Here is a 16,345-nt window from a genome sequence, read left to right on the forward strand (position 1 = left end):
TCATAAGAATGGATAAACTCCATAGAACTCTATAATTGACCGAAAATAATATTCTGAATTATAGAAATTTAAATAATTTCTATAGATAAAAGACTCTAAAAATTCCTATATCTTCTTTGCTAATCTATAATTTTTTATGCTTACAATATGTTATTGTGACGCATCTATTAACAAATTTAATAGGAGTTCATTCTATTATTAATATTAAAAACCTTTGGATGCATTATTATTCATTTTTTATAATAAATATTGATTGATTATAAATTGTTACACTTAGTATTTTTGTGTGCAAAAGGGTAAATGAATTATTTTTCATAGCGATTAATCATAAAAAAATAAATTGACACTCAAATGTTTATGACTTAATATGAGTCTCAGCATAATAATATAGCTCTTATTAATAACCGTTGAGACGAGGGGTCGAAGATACGGTGGCCAAACAATTTAGTTCATCATGAATTAAATCCAGTGGGCCGAACCTGAGCACAAAATTTACTTTTGTGAACAATAAGAGGAACAGCAGCTGATAGTATTCGAAGCTTTCCTTAAAATTGGGTGAGCTTTTTTTTATGCCCTAAAATCTATAATTTTGTTAGGAGCAGTGAAAATTGTCAGAAAAAGTATTATTCACATCGGAGTCTGTTTCGGAAGGACATCCAGATAAAATTGCAGACCAAATTTCAGATGCAGTATTAGACGCAGCATTATCACAAGATCCGCTATCACGTGTGGCATGTGAAGTATTCACAACTACAAACACAGTAATTGTTGGTGGAGAGATCACAACAAAAGCAGAACTAGATATCGAAAAAATTGCCCGTGATACCCTAATCGGCATTGGTTACACAGATGATCAGTTCGGTATTGATGGTCATAACTGCAATGTACAAGTATTAGTACACACGCAATCTCCTGATATCGCAATGGGTGTTGATTCTTCAAGCGATACAAAAGAAGTTGGTGCAGGTGACCAAGGTATTATGTTCGGTTTTGCGACGAATGAAACTGAGAACTATATGCCTCTAGCAATTGAAATGGCGCATATGCTTGTAAAACGTGCAACTGAGCAACGTAAAAATGGTCAATTCAAATGGGCTCGCCCAGATATGAAATCACAAGTAACTATTGATTATACAGATAGTAAGCAACCTAAAATTGATACTGTTTTAATGTCAATACAACATGATGATGATTTTGACCAAGTAGCATTCATTGATTACGTTACAGAAAACGTAATTAAAGCTGTTGCGAAGCAATTTGGTATGAATGAAGACTTCCGCATTTTAATTAATCCTACTGGTCGTTTCGTAGTAGGCGGACCACACGGAGATGCAGGTTTAACAGGACGTAAGATTATTGTTGATACTTATGGCGGCGCAGCTCGTCATGGTGGTGGCGCATTCTCTGGTAAAGACTGTACAAAAGTTGACCGTTCAGCGGCATACGCAGCGCGTTACGTTGCGAAAAATATTGTTGCAGCAGGCTTGGCAGATAAATGTGAAATCCAATTATCATATGCAATTGGTGTAAGTGAACCAATTAGTATCGCTTTAGAAACATTTGGTACAGAAAAAGTAGCGAAAGAAGACATTTTAATAGCGATTCGTCAATTATTCGACTTAACGCCAACTGGCATTATTAACATGCTAAATCTACGTAAACCACAATATCAACAAGTTGCAGCTTATGGTCACTTTGGACGTAGTGATGTAAACGTAACTTGGGAAAATACAGACAAAGTTTCGGAATTACAGCAACTCTTAACAGTTGCTATGGGACAATAATGCAAAGCGTGCAAGATCGAGTGGCTACAGAGGAGTTTTTAGTCACTCAAGACCGCATGCCATTATTTGAAGCTTTGGTCAATTACGCTAAACAAGAAGTTACGCCGTTTGATGTACCTGGACATAAAATGGGGCTACATGAAAACCCATTAAAATGGACGCTTGGAGAAATGACATTAAGAATGGACGTAAACTCGATGAAAGAGCTTGATTTATTAAGTCATCCGGAATCGGTTATTAAAGAAGCTCAGCAATTAGCTGCACAAGCATTTAATGTAGACTACGCTTACTTTTTAGTAAATGGAACTACTGTAGGCATTCTGGCGATGATTTTAGCGACATGTAAACAAGGAGATACATTGATCGTTCCTCGTAACTGCCATAAATCAGTTATGAACGGCATTATATTAAGTGGAGCAAAACCAGTATTTATTCAACCTGAAGTGGATCAACATTTTGGTATTGCACACGGAATTTCAGTTGAAAATGTAAAATCGGCGCTTGCAGAAAATCCACAAGCGAAAACTTTACTTGTGACATATCCAACCTATTTTGGTTCGATGAATCAACTGCAAGAAATTTGTAAACTCGCACATGAACAAAATGTAACAGTTATTGTTGATAGTGCACACGGAGCGCATTTAACATTTTTACCTAATGCAAACGATGCGATTAGTGCTGGTGCAGATGCAGTAACGATGAGTATGCATAAAACTGGGGGTTCATTAACGCAAAGTTCGCTTCTTTTACTACAAGAAAAACGAATCGATTCGAAGCACTTGCAAAAAGTATTAAATATGCTTCAAACGACGAGTGCAAATTATTTATTAATGAGTTCGTTAGATGTAGCACGAAGGGAATTAGCGGTGTATGGACAGCAACGTTATAGCCATTTAAAGTCAATTGTTGATGCGGCAATTGAAGAAATAGAAAATAATTCACGCTATGAAGTACTAGTAGCTGAATACGTACAACAAAATTTCAATCAATCCTATGATTGGACGAAACTTGTTATTCGTGTGAACGATATCGGTTTAACTGGTTTCGAAGTTTACACAATATTGAAACAACAGTATGGAATTCAACTAGAACTTGCCGAAGGATATGTCATAATGGCAGTCATTAGTCATGTTGATACGAAAGAAACAATCGGTAAATTAGTACATGCGTTAAAAGATATAGAACTTAATCACGCTAAAAAAGATGCGATTCGGTCAGCTTATGTGACAGCGAATCAAATAAATAGATTAGCAATGACACCGCAACAGGCGTGTAATGCAGAAACAGAAACAATTTTAATTTATGATGCGGTAGGTCGAATTAGTGCAGATTCATTAATGATTTATCCACCGGGAATACCACTAGTGATCCCAGGAGAAGTTATTTCAGAGGAAGTAGTAGAATTATATAACTTCTATTTTCTTAATTTTGGGAATGTTCTAATTGAAACTAAAGAAGAAAATTATATAACAGTCGTAAGGGAGATAGATAAATGAGCATTGAATTATCAACATTAGGTAGACACGTATTAATCGAATTTTATGGTTGCCCAAGTGAAATTATTGAGCAAAACGCTTTAATCGAGCAGTTTATGAATGAAGCCGCAGACTATTCTGGGGCAACAATTGTAGAATCTTGCTTCCATCATTTCAACCCATATGGTGTTTCGGGTGCAGTCATTATTGCTGAATCACATTTAACGATTCATACTTGGCCAGAATACGGATTTGCTTCTGTTGATGTTTACACTTGTGGCGACTCAGTAAGTCCTTGGAAAGCAGCAGAATATTTAGAGCAAAAACTGCAAGCGAAAAAGACAGAATCATTTGAAGTACCTCGTGGAATGGCAGATAAAATTCGCCAATTCGCAGAACAAGAAATTGATACAATTCTAGTGAAACAAGAAGTATTAGAGGACGTGATTTAATGAAATGGTATACAGAACAATGGAGCAATCACTGTAAATTTTCAATCGGTTACAATGAAGAAATTCATAGTGAGCAATCTCCGTTCCAAAAAATCGATTTTTATAAAAGTGAAGAGTTTGGTACTTTCTTCACTTTAGATGGATTGATGATGGTCAATGAAAAAGATGAGTTCGTTTATCACGATATGATTACGCACCCAGCATTCGCTACTAACCCAGATATAAAAAAGGTATTAATTATTGGTGGTGGTGATGGTGGTACGGCTCGTGAAGTACTACGTTACAAATCAGTAGAAAAAGTAGTAATGGTTGAAATCGATGAGTTAGTATTCCGTTTAAGCCAGAAATACCTTCCAATTACAGCTGCTGGTGTCGAAGAGGATCCACGTATGGAAATGATTTTCGATGATGGCTTAGCTTACGTTCAAAACGCAGTTGATCAATCATTCGATTTAATATTAGTAGATTCTACTGATCCAATTTCAGTCGGTGAAGGTTTATTTACAACAGCTTTCTATAAAGAATGTTACCGTGTATTAAACGAAAAAGGGATTTTAATTAACCAACACGAATCACCATACTTCGTGGAGTATGCAGAAAACATGCGTAAAGCACATAAAAAAATTAAAGGTATTTTCCCAATCGCAAGCGTATATCAATTCCATATGCCAACATATCCATCGGGACACTGGCTATTCGGATTTGCTTCAAAAGTATTACATCCAATTAAAGATATTCAAGTAGATGCTTGGGACAAATTTGCTCTAAAAACGAACTATTACAATACAGATTTACACGTTGGTGCATTCGCACTTCCTACATTTGTGAAAGAGGCACTTGATCGTGATGAATAAACCAATAAATGTTGGTTATTAAAGTTGACTTTGCGTTATTCCTTTCGACGGAACAACTAGTTTTCGACCAAGAACTCGCTTTGCAATGCAAGTAATTCGTCCGGATTGGGCAGTATAACAGTGGTTTTTCCAGAGAAGCATTTATGGGAAGATTTTATAAAAAAAATCAATTTGACGTTTTGTACTATTTTTTGTATTATATTGAAGAAAAGAGTGCCCGGACTAGAACGGGAGAGGTTCATAGCTGATACCCTCTATAAAAAACTATGGAAACATGACAATATGCCATGTCCATATCGGACGTGGCTTTTTTTTATGTTTTTACTTATGTTTTAATAGAACGATTGGTGATGCCTCTCTTGAAAAGTGTTGGGAAACATTTTACAAGGAGGTTTTTTTATGTCTTGCCGAAGCCATGAAGAAGGACTGACGCATTAAAGTACACAATATTCATATGTCGTTTAATGAACCACGATCTTAATCCAGAAAAAATTGATTATCGATCAATGAGGAATTGAATAGTTCAATCAAGAAAGAGGTATTTAGCTACCCTCTAAAAAAAACTAAGAAGAAGCAGCACTTTTTCTTAGAGTGCTGTTTTTTCGATAAAAGGGAGTTTTTATAGATGAAGCAGGGAAAAGCAATTGTTGTATTTAGTGGAGGTCAGGACAGTACAACCTGTTTGTTCTGGGCAAAAGAACGTTTTAAAGAAGTTGAGGCAGTAACTTTTGATTATGGTCAAAGGCATCGTTTTGAAATTGAATGTGCGAAGATGATAGCAGAGGAGCTCGGTGTCAAGCATCACATTCTTGATATGTCACTCCTGAATCAGCTTGCTCCGAATGCATTGACACGACAAGACATAAAGGTAGAAGACGGAGAAAATGGTGAGCTTCCATCGACTTTTGTACCTGGCCGAAATCTTCTCTTTCTTTCATTTGCGGGCGTTTTAGCGAGCCAAGTAGGAGCTAAGCATATTGTAACTGGCGTTTGTGAAACAGATTTTAGCGGATATCCGGATTGCCGAGATGTTTTTATTAAATCCTTAAATGTAACGTTAAATTTATCGATGGATGATTCCTTTGTGATTGATACACCGTTGATGTGGCTGAATAAGGCACAGACATGGGAGCTTGCTGATCAGTTTGGGGCACTTGAATTTATTCGAGAAAGAACGCTGACTTGCTATAACGGTGTAATAGCAGATGGCTGTGGTGAATGCCCGGCATGTCATCTTCGAAAAAAAGGGCTTGATGAGTATTTGAGTTACAGGAAGGAGTCTTAAGGCATGTCAGATTTTAGAATCGTCGATAAGCTCCAAAAAATAGATGTAGATATTCAAAGAAATCAATTGAACTATCATGCAAAACGTGTTCTCGTAAGCAAAGAATTTACCTTCGATGCTGCTCATCATTTACATAATTATGAGGGGAAATGTAAAAACTTGCATGGTCATACGTATCGCGTAGTTTTAGCATTAAGTGGATACACAGATGAACGCGGTTTGATGATTGATTTTGGCGATATAAAAGGAATTTGGAAAGAAAAAATAGAGATTCATTTGGATCACCGTTATTTAAATGAAACGCTCCCACCCATGAATACGACGGCAGAGAACATTGTTGTTTGGATTTACGAAAAGATGGCTGCGGCCTTGCTTGATGAACAAAGATATAACGGTGCGCGTGTAGAGTTTATCCGGCTATATGAAACTCCGACAAGCTATGCAGAAGCGAGACGGGAGTGGATAGAAGTTGAGTAAGATACCTGTTATCGAGATTTTTGGACCGACGATTCAAGGTGAGGGAATGGTAGTTGGCCAAAAGACCATGTTTGTGAGAACTGCTGGCTGTGATTATTCCTGTTCTTGGTGTGATTCATCGTTTACGTGGGATGGCAGCGGAAAGCATCTTATTGTCCAAATGACAGCGGAAGAGATTTGGTCGGAGTTGAAACGTCTTGGAGGCAGTGGCTTTTCATTTGTCACGATTTCAGGTGGCAATCCTGCACTTATCCGAAATTTGGAGGAGTTCATTGCAATTTTAAAAGAAAATGACATAAAGGTCGGGGTGGAAACACAAGGAAGTAGGTGGCAAAAATGGATGTATGAGATAGATGAACTGACAATCTCACCAAAGCCACCTAGCTCTGGTATGACAACAGACTATTCGGTGCTCTCTGATATCTTCGAAAAACTTAAAAATCGAAACAGTAATCACCATATATCCCTCAAAATAGTCGTTTTTAATCAAGCGGATTACGAGTATGCTAAACAAATTCACCATCGGTATCCAAAGATTCCTTTTTATCTCCAAGTCGGTAATGATGATCTTACGACGATTGACAATTCACGTTTAATACTACATTTATTAGATAAATATCATGCGCTGATTGATAAAGTGATGAAGGATGAGGAATTCAGAGATGTCAAAGTACTGCCACAGGTGCATGCTCTTGTTTGGGGGAATAAAAGAGGTGTATAGTGTGCCATTACAGGAAAAATTGTATGGTTTTATCATTATTTATTAGGCTTCCATCAGATATGTGCTGTAAAACCTTCAAATCGAAAGGGAAAAGTTCTTAACTTAGGAAGGTGTGAAAGTATAGGCTAATTTGGCCTATACTTTTTTGATGCGCGCAGCATGAATGTAATCTATAGAATATATAGCTGAACCGCGAAGATAGAAGTAGTGACTAGCCAAGTGCAAGGGTGCTCGTAGCGATGCGGAATCTGCAAACAACTGAGTGACCAACATCGTGTTGTTGCCGCTACCGCTTCGCTTTCACGCAGATAAAACCCTTTTGCTGACGCTTCGCTTTCGCACAAAAAACATCTGCTACTGCCGCTTCGCTTTCGTGCAAAAGACATTTGTTAGCCTAAAGTTTCCGGCGGATGTCATAAATTTGAGATGAGGCTTGTATGAATAGCAAGCTAATTATTTTTGAATTTCCCTCTTGACCTTAAAGTAACTTTAAGATGTATCATTGAATTAAAGGAGGCGTAATGGTTGAGTAAGTTGATGACAATACAGGATTTCGCCGAAAGAACTGGTATTTCCAAAAGCGCATTAAGATATTATGAGTCACAAAATTTACTTCGTTCAGTCAGTAGAGACATTAGTGGGTATCGAGTTTATTCTGAAGATCAAGTTGAAGTAGCTAAATTAATCTCAAGTTTACGTTTGGCAGATATACCAATAAAAAATATTCAAGCGTATTTAGAGGAAAGCGATGAAATAACAAGACAAAAGATGATGGATAATTGGATTCAGATGATAAAGGGAAGGCTAGATATTTTAAATGTAAGTTTACGCTACTTAGAAAGTGAAAATACTAGCAAAAATATCTATCTATTAGAGAAAAGCGCAGAAAAAATTATTTGGTTTTTTGCTGAATCCGAAATTGGTGAATTCAGAGAAATTGTTAATAAGAAAGCTAAAGAACTTGAGCAATTAAATATTCAAATAAAAAATTGCTATTTAAAATATATATCTGGAAAAGACGTGATTAAAGTCCAATTTGGCTTCGGAATACCTTTAGACATACACCCAAACAAGCAAATTGAAACAGATTTTTTAGAACATATGCCAGCTTGTATATACATTGCTATGTCCTTTAATGATTCAATCACAAAAATTCAAGATGGTTATTGCAAATTAATAAACTATGCAAATGAAAATAACTGGGTTCCTACAGGTTCCATACTAGAATGGTATCGAGGGAATGATTTTACTAATCTCGACTTATTATTGCCGGTCACACAATTTGGGAAGAGGGGGGAAATGAAAAATGTATAAAAATGATGAAGAGTTAGTTGTAAGAATAGTAGAATTGAAAGGAAATTATTATCAATTTGGCTTGGAGCAAGGTAGAGAATTAAGGTCATTACCGATCTTTGAACAATTGGAACAGCTAGGGAAATTGAATGTTAACTCAAATGTACAAAAGGCGAAGGAAATAGTAAAAAATGTTTCACCGAATCTTTTTCAAGAATTAATCGGCTTGGCAGAAGGATTAGATATGGAAATAGATAATACTATTAAACTTTTTAGTGGATATGATGTAGCATTTCCACAAATGGGGTGTACTACATTAGTAAATGATGGCTATTATGTACGCAATTATGATTTTAGTCCGGAAATGTACGATGCAAGGCTTGTATGGATGAATCCTACAGATGGCTATGTTAGCGTAGGCTTTAGTCAGCAAATAATTGGAAGACTTGATGGAATGAATGAAAAGGGGCTCGTTGTAGGGTTACATTTTGTGAATAACGAATACAAGGAAGAGGGATTTATAGCAACGACTATTGTTAGAATGCTATTAGAACAATGTGCAAATATTGAAGAGGCACTAAATTTCATCACAAATATACCTCATGGTTATTGCTACAATTACTCCATTACAGATCAAAGTGGAACAAGTGTAATAGTAGAAGCTTCCCCGCAACAACAGATCATCAATTTCACGAATCCTCTTATTTGTACCAATCACTTTGAGTCAGAAATATTGAGAGAGAAAAACAGAATAGGAATACAAGGATCAATAAAAAGTAAGGACTATGTGAGTTCCTTATTATCGGAAAGTTTATCACCCATGTCTACATACCATCACTTTAATGATGAAAGTTCCCCGATATTTTTTAAACACTATAAAGAGTACTTTGGTACGTTGCATACAGTTGTCTATTGCCCAAAAGATTTAAGCATCATAATTGGAGTTGGTGGGAATTGTGAACCAATGATGTTTTCTCTAAAAGAATATATGGAGGGGACATTCATTCTACCTGAATATATGAAAGGGACAATTAATCAATCTAAATAAAAAGGACCTGTGGTTGCAATATCACCGATTTAGTGATAAGTAACAAAATCGTATTTTCACAAATAATAAAAAATCCTACCATTTTATCTACTTTCCAATCTACATTTGTGTTAACTTATTATTAATTGAGGTTAACTCAAATTAAGGAGAATAGGAGAAAACAACAACAAGTATTTAAGAGTAAGATGGAGGAATAAAATGATCCGAAAGTTTTCTACTTATGATCTTGCCCAGATTTCATTGCTAGCTTGTCTTATTATCGTTTCAGGCATATTTAAAATTCCAACAGGTATTCCTGGGTCAGAATTTCAATTATCAGCACCTATTGCAGTTGCGATTGCAGCGGTGTTTGGATTTAAGCGATATTTTCTAGCGGGGATCATTGCAAGTTTAATCTTATTTTTACTAGGTATACACTCGATCTTAAATGTGGAGATCGCATTCATTTTTCGATTGACTGTAGGCCTACTCATTGTTTTATTTGGGCCTTCAATTCCGGTACTTGTTTTGGCAGGCCCAATTGGAACAACGATTGCTAGATTTGGTTTAGCTTTTACGTTAGGGACTCCATTTTTACCGATATTAGTTTTGGCTATTCCAGGTATGGTAATCACAGCTGTTAGTGTTTATCCTATAACGAAAATGTTACATACAATTAATAGGAAAGTAGCAGGTAATAATCATGTTAAAAGCGTGTTATAGCATTCGAATGCGTGCGGCTGAAAGAAGTCTTGAACTAGGGGAAAAGCATATATCTGGTGGTGAACGGATAGGTAGTAAATCTCAGATAGAGCCAATCGTAAAACAGTTATTGAGCAAAGCAAGTAATCATTCACGTGGAGATGCTGACTTTATTCAAATTACCGTTGAAAAAATTGCACATGATCAGATACAGTATATGCCACCTTTAGAAATTACGACAGTTGAGGCTGCTTCAATCGAAAAGGCCCATAATGAAGCAAGAAAGATACTAACCTCCTTAGGTGTTTCGGAACATGCACTGAATGTTGCTTTTCATCAACTTAGTAGTAATCAAAATCTCCGAGGGGCAATCATCCTAAATAGTAAAACCGGCTTACGGCTTGACGATCGGGGGCAAAAGGGTGTTCGTGTATCACGAATCGATTGGCAAGACGCTAATGGGGACCTTAATGAACGTGTACGTGAAGCGTTGGCTCTGGCGTCGAAAGTGGCAAATTCTCCATTTACAATTGCAGAATTATGTTGGTCTGATGATCCAGATTACGTGACTGGATATGTAAGTAATCGTGCCATTGGTTATGTCAGAATTACACCGTTAAAAAGGGTAGGCTGTGAGAGCGGAGGGCGTATTTTTTTTGTGTCAGATGAAGTTGAACTAGAATCTTATATAGACTATTTAGAAAACGTACCGGTTCTCATTAGGAGGGATTAAAAAATGGATCATTGGTTTCAACGGGAATTACAATTAATAGAAGAGAATGGATTGACAAGGAAGTTACGCTCGTTTTCAAATGGAAATGAGAGCGAGGTAATCATGAATGATAAGAGATTCTTGCTTTTTTCATCTAATAACTATTTAGGTCTTGCAACAGATTTTCGGTTGAGAAAGAAAGCATCTGAAGGTATTAGTAAATACGGTACAGGAGCTGGCGGTTCGAGATTAACAACTGGAAATTTCGTTATTCATGAACAGCTTGAATCAGAAATTGCGGATTTGAAAAAAACGGAAGCAGCCATTGTTTTCAGCAGTGGTTATTTAGCGAACATTGGCGTGATTTCGAGTGTGATGAAGGCAGGGGATATTATATTTTCTGATGCCTGGAATCATGCGAGTATTATAGATGGTTGTCGCCTTAGTCAAGCAAAAACAATTGTGTATGAACATGCGGATATGGTGGATTTAGAGCATAAATTGAGACAATCACATGGAGATGGAAAGAAGTTAATTGTAACGGATGGCGTCTTTAGTATGGATGGTGATATTGCTCCACTTCCTGAAATAGTTGCGCTAGCAAAGGAATACAATGCTTACATAATGATTGATGATGCGCATGTGACAGGTATTTTAGGAAGTGATGGTTGTGGTACTGCTGATTATTTTGGGTTGAAAGATGAGATTGATTTTACAGTGGGCACGTTGAGTAAAGCGATTGGTGCAGAGGGTGGTTTTGTGGCGACATCGTCAATTGCAAAGAACTATTTACTAAATAACGCTAGATCATTTATTTTCCAAACAGGTTTATCTCCAAGTGCGATTGAAGCAGCGCGAGAAGGAATATCCATTATTCAAAATGAGCCCGAACGAAGGGAACAATTGCTGAATAATGCTAAGTATTTACGTTTAAAATTGGAGGAATCCGGTTTTGTAGTTAGGGAAGGGGAAACTCCCATTATATCTCTTCTTATTGGTGATTCCCGTGAAGCTATGCAATTTTCTGAGAAACTTATGGATGAAGGTGTCTTTATTCCAGCGATTCGACCACCAACTGTGCCAAAAGGGTCAAGCCGGTTGCGGATTACAGTGATGGCTACACATACAATGGATCAGCTCAATACAGTCATCAATAAAATTAAGAAAATAGGAAAAGAAATGGGTCTTGTATAAAAAGTCTTATAGAACTTAATAATATTGAAAAGATGTTTAATGACTAAATCGTTGTTGAACAGCGAGAGCTTTAGTTTAAGATTGCATAATCCTAATAAAACCCCTGATACTTCTGCTTAGCGTAGAAAAATCAGGGGTTTTCATTTAAACCATTGCACATTTTTGTTACAAATGATTCAATGCTTTGACACTCACTTTTACTGTTAAATCATGCTTTCCACCTGAATAAACACCTTCAACAGGGCTTATATCGGAATAATCACGGCCAATGCATAAAATAATGTGATTTTCTAATACTTCTACATTATTAGTTGGATCGAGACCAATCCAGCCAATTCCCGGTATCATGACTTCTACCCAAGCATGGGTTGCACTATCACCGATCAAGGCGGAGTTTTCGTCGACATATAAATAACCGCTCACATAGCGCGCTGGAATTCCTTTAGCTCTTAGCACCGCAAGCATGACATGTGTAAAATCCTGACAAACACCTCGCTTAAGGGCGAAAGCTTCACTTGCCGTCGTCGTCACATCGGTTGCACCCGGATCATATTCAAAAGTCGAGTATAAATATTGCATTAAATTTAATGAAAATAGCACAGGATTTTCAGCATGACCAATGGCATGATAAACTTCCTCTAACTGATTTTCTGTCATATACGTAAATTGTGTAAATTTTAAATAGGGTAAATAATGCTCATAAAATAATTGCGAGTGAAAAATGGTCTGCATTTCTGGTGAATATTGAATACGATGAATAAATGGTGCGCGTTGAATGCTGACAATAGAGGTCGTTTGGATTTCTAGTTCTTGATGCTGCTCTGGTATATAAAAAGTGCCAACCGTATTGCCCCATATATCTGTATGCTCACGCGTTAAAGATGAAGGTGTAATGGCAATTCGATAGGATAATAAGCGCTGACGCTCATCGCCTCTTGGCTTTAAGCGGATTGTATTTAAGCTTTGATCGACTTCAGACTCATATTGAAAAATATTAGTATGTTGAATTTCAAATTTCATTGTGTCCGCTTCCTTTGAATTACTGACTTGCTTGTTGATAGGGAGCTGTCGTTGATTCCTTTCAAGGTTGTACGCTGGGCTCATATAGATGATAAATTGTGGAAAATGTATTGCCAAAATCAATACATTGACACAATCTTTCCTCCATTAATAAAATCGTTTCTTCTAAGGTACTATTCCATAAATCTACATTCAATATAGCAAATAATAAACTTTTTAATGGGGCATGAAGCTCTATAAAACTTGCTGAAAGAGGATCGTTTTCTAAACAAATAAATGTTTCTTCTAACTTTTGTAAGCAAAACATCACTGAACGCGGGAAATGCTTATCCTGTAATAAATATTGAAGTACACACAGTAAATTGGTTTGGCGATGCTTTTGTAAATAAGACTCCGTCGCCTCTGATAAATCGAGTAAAAACGAACCGTCCGCTTCTAGTAACGAGAAGGTTATTTCCTTATGTTGCTCCAGTATAATTAAAGTCATACGAATCGTTTTTTCTGTACGCTCTAACCATTTCCCAACTTGCATGAAATAAAAGGGTACATCTCGATCCATCGAGCCTTCGATAAGCCCGGTAACCGTCAAAGAAGTTTTACGAACATTTTGTAAAAAAGAGTTAAGAACGATAAGTGGAATGGGTCTTTCACGTTCCAATATTTCTTGCTGTAAGGATAAATAAAAGGCATTTTGCAATTCCCAAAGTTCAATGGGGATGCTATCTCGAGTTACGCGCGCATTTTCTCTAACTGCACGTAAAGTAGCATGAAGAGCGTTACAGTTATTATTTGAAAAGAGTAGATATTCGATAAGTGGATTGACTCGAATCGACTCATATAAGCTCAAGTACTCTTCCTTCGAGGCACAAATATTCAACACCGCTTCCCAATGATCGATGTATTCATTTTCTTTGCCAGATTGCTCCAACATATTCAACAGCTGTACTTGTAATATATGTGCATTTGATTGTGATCGTTCACTATATCGTGCCATCCAGTATAGTGCATCGGCTACTCGACTTAGCATACTGCAATTCCTCCTTTAATATCCAAGTATCTTTTGCTCCTCCACCTTGTGAAGAATTCACGACTAAAGATCCTTCTTTTAATGCTACACGGGATAACCCGCCAGGAAGCACATAAATATCCTTACCCTTCATCACATAAACACGCAAATCGACATGACAAGGATAAAATCGCCCATCCTGGAAAGCTGGTGCTCTTGACAGACTAATCGTTGGTTGTGCAATGTATTGATGCGGGTTTTCCATAATTTTTTCTTTATAAATAGCGATTTCTTCATCAGTCGCATGCGGACCAATCAGCATATCATAGCCACCAGAGGCACTAACATTTTTTATGACAAGCTCTCTCATATGCTCAAGAACCCAATCTAGCTGACGATCATCAGCTAGATGATAAGTCTTCACATTACGTAAAATAGGTTCCTCTTTCAAATAGTAGCGAATCATATCCGGTACATAGGCATACATCGCTTTATCATCAGCCACACCGTTACCAACTGCATTTAAAATGGCAATATTTCCAGCTTTATAAGCAGCCATAATATGAGGAACTCCGAGTAAAGAATCTTCACGAAAAACAGCAGGGTCTAAGAAATCATCATCAATTCGACGATAAATAATATCAATTTGCTCAAGACCGTAGATGGTCTTCATATATACCTTATTGTCTTGGACAACTAAATCATGCCCTTCGACAAGTTGAATATTGAGCTGCTGTGCTAAAAAAACATGATCGTAATAGGCTGAATTATACATGCCAGCTGTTAAGAGGACAGCTTTAGGTTCTCTATCTGGCTCCATGCAAGGTGGCCGATGAGCAAGGAGTGCCGTCTTCATAAAGGCCATTTGTTTGTCGAGTGACTGAATCGAATGTTTAGAGAAAAATTCAGGATACACTTCCTTCATCACAGATCGATTTTGGAAAACATAGGAAATACCAGAAGGATTGCGTAAATTATCTTCTAACACGTAGTAAACACCATTCTCATCACGAATTAAATCGATACCAGCTAAAAAAATATGATTATCGATAGGTACTTTAACACCAAGCATTTCTTTATAATAATAAGGATTGTTTTCAATGAGCTGTTTTGGAATAAGCCCATCCTCAAAAATAGATTGTTCATGGTAGACATCATATAGAAAGCAATTTAAGGCTTTCATACGTTGCTTCATCCCAGCTTCAATTTCTTTCCACTGTTCATGTGGAATAATAATAGGTATAAAATCAAAGGGCATTGTCCGCTCTGTTCCACCTTGTGCTCCATATACGGTAAATGTAATGCCTTGTTTAAGGAATCTAGATTGTGCTTGCTGATATTTTTCCTCTAATTGGTCCTTTGTGAAAGCATTGAGCTTATGGTGGAAAGACCGATAATGAGGCTTCGGTTGATTGCCATCTAACATTTCATCAAAAAACAAACCAGATTCATAGAAATTCATCATATGGATCGCCCTCCGAATTTAAGTAGTAGAGAAAACGTGTTACACTAAAAATGAATACATAGAAGGAGCTAATAAAATGACAATCATTAATTTAATGCAAGCCTATGAGCTAGACAAGCTTTCAAAATTAGATTTTACTAATGAGGAAATTGTGCGCACATTGCAAACAGGGGATTTATCAGTTTGGCAGGAAAAAGTACCAAACTATGAATTTTCCGAAACAATGGCACTTTATCAAGAAGGGAAACAATTATTCTTAGACGCTCTGCATGGTAACTACCGTATCAAATATGTAACTTTGCCAGGCATTCAACGTTTACTGTATCTTCGTTTCCAATTAGAAGAAGGTAAGGATTATCAATTATTAGAAACAGGAATCCAGCATCTAACTTGTAATGAGGAAACTATCGAAAAGCTTCAACTTATGCTATCAACTAACTGGTCTGTAGCTAAACAAGTAGATGGGACGTATAGTATTTTTGTAAAGTAACAGGTTTCGTACAGAAAACATTTATTGCAGTCGCTTCGCTTTTGCATCGGTAAATAATGCGTCTGAAATCGACAAAAACCAAATAATCCCATGCGTGTTGTGAGAAGAATCGACATATACAGTTACCCATCTTTTCATTTTTCGATTCGTCTCATAGCATTTATCTCACTAGATTTAAATATTCATTTTTTTCGCGTTTTATACCTAAATAGTGAAATTTCCAAAAAAAACTTTAAAAAAGGTGATTTTCTTTCTAAAAGAGAATCATCTTTTTTGTTACCTAAAAGGGAACGTACGTTCAGTTAAGTGGAAAAAGTTCATTTATTTCACCATAAAGTTCCCAAATTTATATTTGGGAACGTTTTTTCGTGGTAAAATAGAGCAAATA

At 36.7% G+C, this 16,345-nt stretch carries 16 protein-coding genes and 1 riboswitch; of the genes, 13 read left to right on the forward strand and 3 right to left on the reverse strand.

From position 1 onward, the window contains the following. The first annotated feature begins 608 nt into the window (after positions 1 to 608). The 12 genes from metK to bioF all read left to right on the forward strand — a co-directional run bounded on the left by metK (position 609) and on the right by bioF (position 11,976). A complete protein-coding gene (metK, locus tag ACFCYJ_RS02045) occupies positions 609 to 1,784 on the forward strand; it encodes a methionine adenosyltransferase (protein ID WP_376070025.1) in 1,176 nt (391 codons plus the stop codon). Then, a complete protein-coding gene (locus tag ACFCYJ_RS02050; RefSeq protein ID WP_376070027.1) occupies positions 1,784 to 3,280 on the forward strand; it encodes an aminotransferase class I/II-fold pyridoxal phosphate-dependent enzyme in 1,497 nt (498 codons plus the stop codon). The genes metK and ACFCYJ_RS02050 overlap by 1 nt, the downstream gene beginning before the upstream one ends. Then, on the forward strand, positions 3,277 to 3,711 hold the full coding sequence (speD, locus tag ACFCYJ_RS02055) for an adenosylmethionine decarboxylase (protein ID WP_082172725.1): 435 nt from the start codon (positions 3,277 to 3,279) through the stop codon (positions 3,709 to 3,711). Before ACFCYJ_RS02050 ends, speD begins: the two co-directional genes overlap by 4 nt. Continuing rightward, complete coding sequence (speE, locus tag ACFCYJ_RS02060) at positions 3,711 to 4,565, forward strand: polyamine aminopropyltransferase (RefSeq protein ID WP_376070030.1); 855 nt, start codon at positions 3,711 to 3,713, stop codon at positions 4,563 to 4,565. The genes speD and speE overlap by 1 nt, the downstream gene beginning before the upstream one ends. A 227-nt stretch (positions 4,566 to 4,792) precedes the next feature. Next, a riboswitch (PreQ1 riboswitch) is annotated at positions 4,793 to 4,839 on the forward strand. Positions 4,840 to 5,190: 351 nt separating this feature from the next. Beyond that, complete coding sequence (queC, locus tag ACFCYJ_RS02065) at positions 5,191 to 5,850, forward strand: 7-cyano-7-deazaguanine synthase QueC (RefSeq protein ID WP_376070032.1); 660 nt, start codon at positions 5,191 to 5,193, stop codon at positions 5,848 to 5,850. 3 nt (positions 5,851 to 5,853) lie between these two features. Continuing rightward, positions 5,854 to 6,327, forward strand: a complete 474-nt coding sequence (gene queD, locus ACFCYJ_RS02070; protein ID WP_376070035.1) for a 6-carboxytetrahydropterin synthase QueD — start codon at positions 5,854 to 5,856, stop codon at positions 6,325 to 6,327. Continuing rightward, complete coding sequence (queE, locus tag ACFCYJ_RS02075; RefSeq protein ID WP_376070038.1) at positions 6,320 to 7,048, forward strand: 7-carboxy-7-deazaguanine synthase QueE; 729 nt, start codon at positions 6,320 to 6,322, stop codon at positions 7,046 to 7,048. The genes queD and queE overlap by 8 nt, the downstream gene beginning before the upstream one ends. 525 nt (positions 7,049 to 7,573) lie before the next feature. Beyond that, complete coding sequence (locus ACFCYJ_RS02080; protein ID WP_376070041.1) at positions 7,574 to 8,362, forward strand: helix-turn-helix domain-containing protein; 789 nt, start codon at positions 7,574 to 7,576, stop codon at positions 8,360 to 8,362. Beyond that, the gene (locus ACFCYJ_RS02085; RefSeq protein WP_376070044.1) at positions 8,355 to 9,389 is read left to right on the forward strand and encodes a C45 family autoproteolytic acyltransferase/hydrolase; all 1,035 of its coding nucleotides are present in this window, start codon (positions 8,355 to 8,357) and stop codon (positions 9,387 to 9,389) included. The genes ACFCYJ_RS02080 and ACFCYJ_RS02085 overlap by 8 nt, the downstream gene beginning before the upstream one ends. Positions 9,390 to 9,587: 198 nt before the next feature. After that, entirely contained in the window at positions 9,588 to 10,091 is a 504-nt protein-coding gene (locus tag ACFCYJ_RS02090) for a hypothetical protein (RefSeq protein WP_376070047.1), read from the forward strand. After that, positions 10,072 to 10,803 (forward strand): 6-carboxyhexanoate--CoA ligase, encoded by a 732-nt coding sequence (gene bioW / locus ACFCYJ_RS02095; RefSeq protein WP_376070050.1) that lies wholly within the window; start codon positions 10,072 to 10,074, stop codon positions 10,801 to 10,803. Before ACFCYJ_RS02090 ends, bioW begins: the two co-directional genes overlap by 20 nt. 3 nt (positions 10,804 to 10,806) lie before the next feature. Beyond that, a complete protein-coding gene (bioF, locus tag ACFCYJ_RS02100; protein WP_376070052.1) occupies positions 10,807 to 11,976 on the forward strand; it encodes an 8-amino-7-oxononanoate synthase in 1,170 nt (389 codons plus the stop codon). Between the two features lie 165 nt (positions 11,977 to 12,141). Here bioF and ACFCYJ_RS02105 read toward each other — a convergent pair whose 3' ends face one another. The 3 genes from ACFCYJ_RS02105 to ACFCYJ_RS02115 all read right to left on the reverse strand — a co-directional run bounded on the left by ACFCYJ_RS02105 (position 12,142) and on the right by ACFCYJ_RS02115 (position 15,467). Continuing rightward, positions 12,142 to 12,996 carry a transglutaminase family protein gene (locus tag ACFCYJ_RS02105; protein ID WP_376070055.1) on the reverse strand — a complete coding sequence of 285 codons (855 nt, stop codon included), beginning with the start codon at positions 12,994 to 12,996 and terminating at the stop codon, positions 12,142 to 12,144. Positions 12,997 to 13,057: 61 nt separating this feature from the next. Further along, positions 13,058 to 14,023, reverse strand: a complete 966-nt coding sequence (locus tag ACFCYJ_RS02110) for an alpha-E domain-containing protein (RefSeq protein ID WP_376070058.1) — start codon at positions 14,021 to 14,023, stop codon at positions 13,058 to 13,060. Then, positions 13,977 to 15,467 carry a circularly permuted type 2 ATP-grasp protein gene (locus ACFCYJ_RS02115; RefSeq protein ID WP_376070061.1) on the reverse strand — a complete coding sequence of 497 codons (1,491 nt, stop codon included), beginning with the start codon at positions 15,465 to 15,467 and terminating at the stop codon, positions 13,977 to 13,979. Before ACFCYJ_RS02115 ends, ACFCYJ_RS02110 begins: the two co-directional genes overlap by 47 nt. Before the next feature lie 76 nt (positions 15,468 to 15,543). On the opposite strand from ACFCYJ_RS02115, the gene ACFCYJ_RS02120 reads away from it, so the two are divergent. Beyond that, positions 15,544 to 15,957: a hypothetical protein gene (locus ACFCYJ_RS02120; RefSeq protein WP_376070064.1), complete on the forward strand. Its 414-nt coding sequence runs from the start codon at positions 15,544 to 15,546 to the stop codon at positions 15,955 to 15,957. The last annotated feature ends 388 nt before the right edge of the window (positions 15,958 to 16,345 follow it).

Origin of the sequence: Lysinibacillus sp. NPDC056232 (genome assembly GCF_042267565.1) — a bacterium.
Taxonomy (GTDB): domain Bacteria; phylum Bacillota; class Bacilli; order Bacillales_A; family Planococcaceae; genus Lysinibacillus.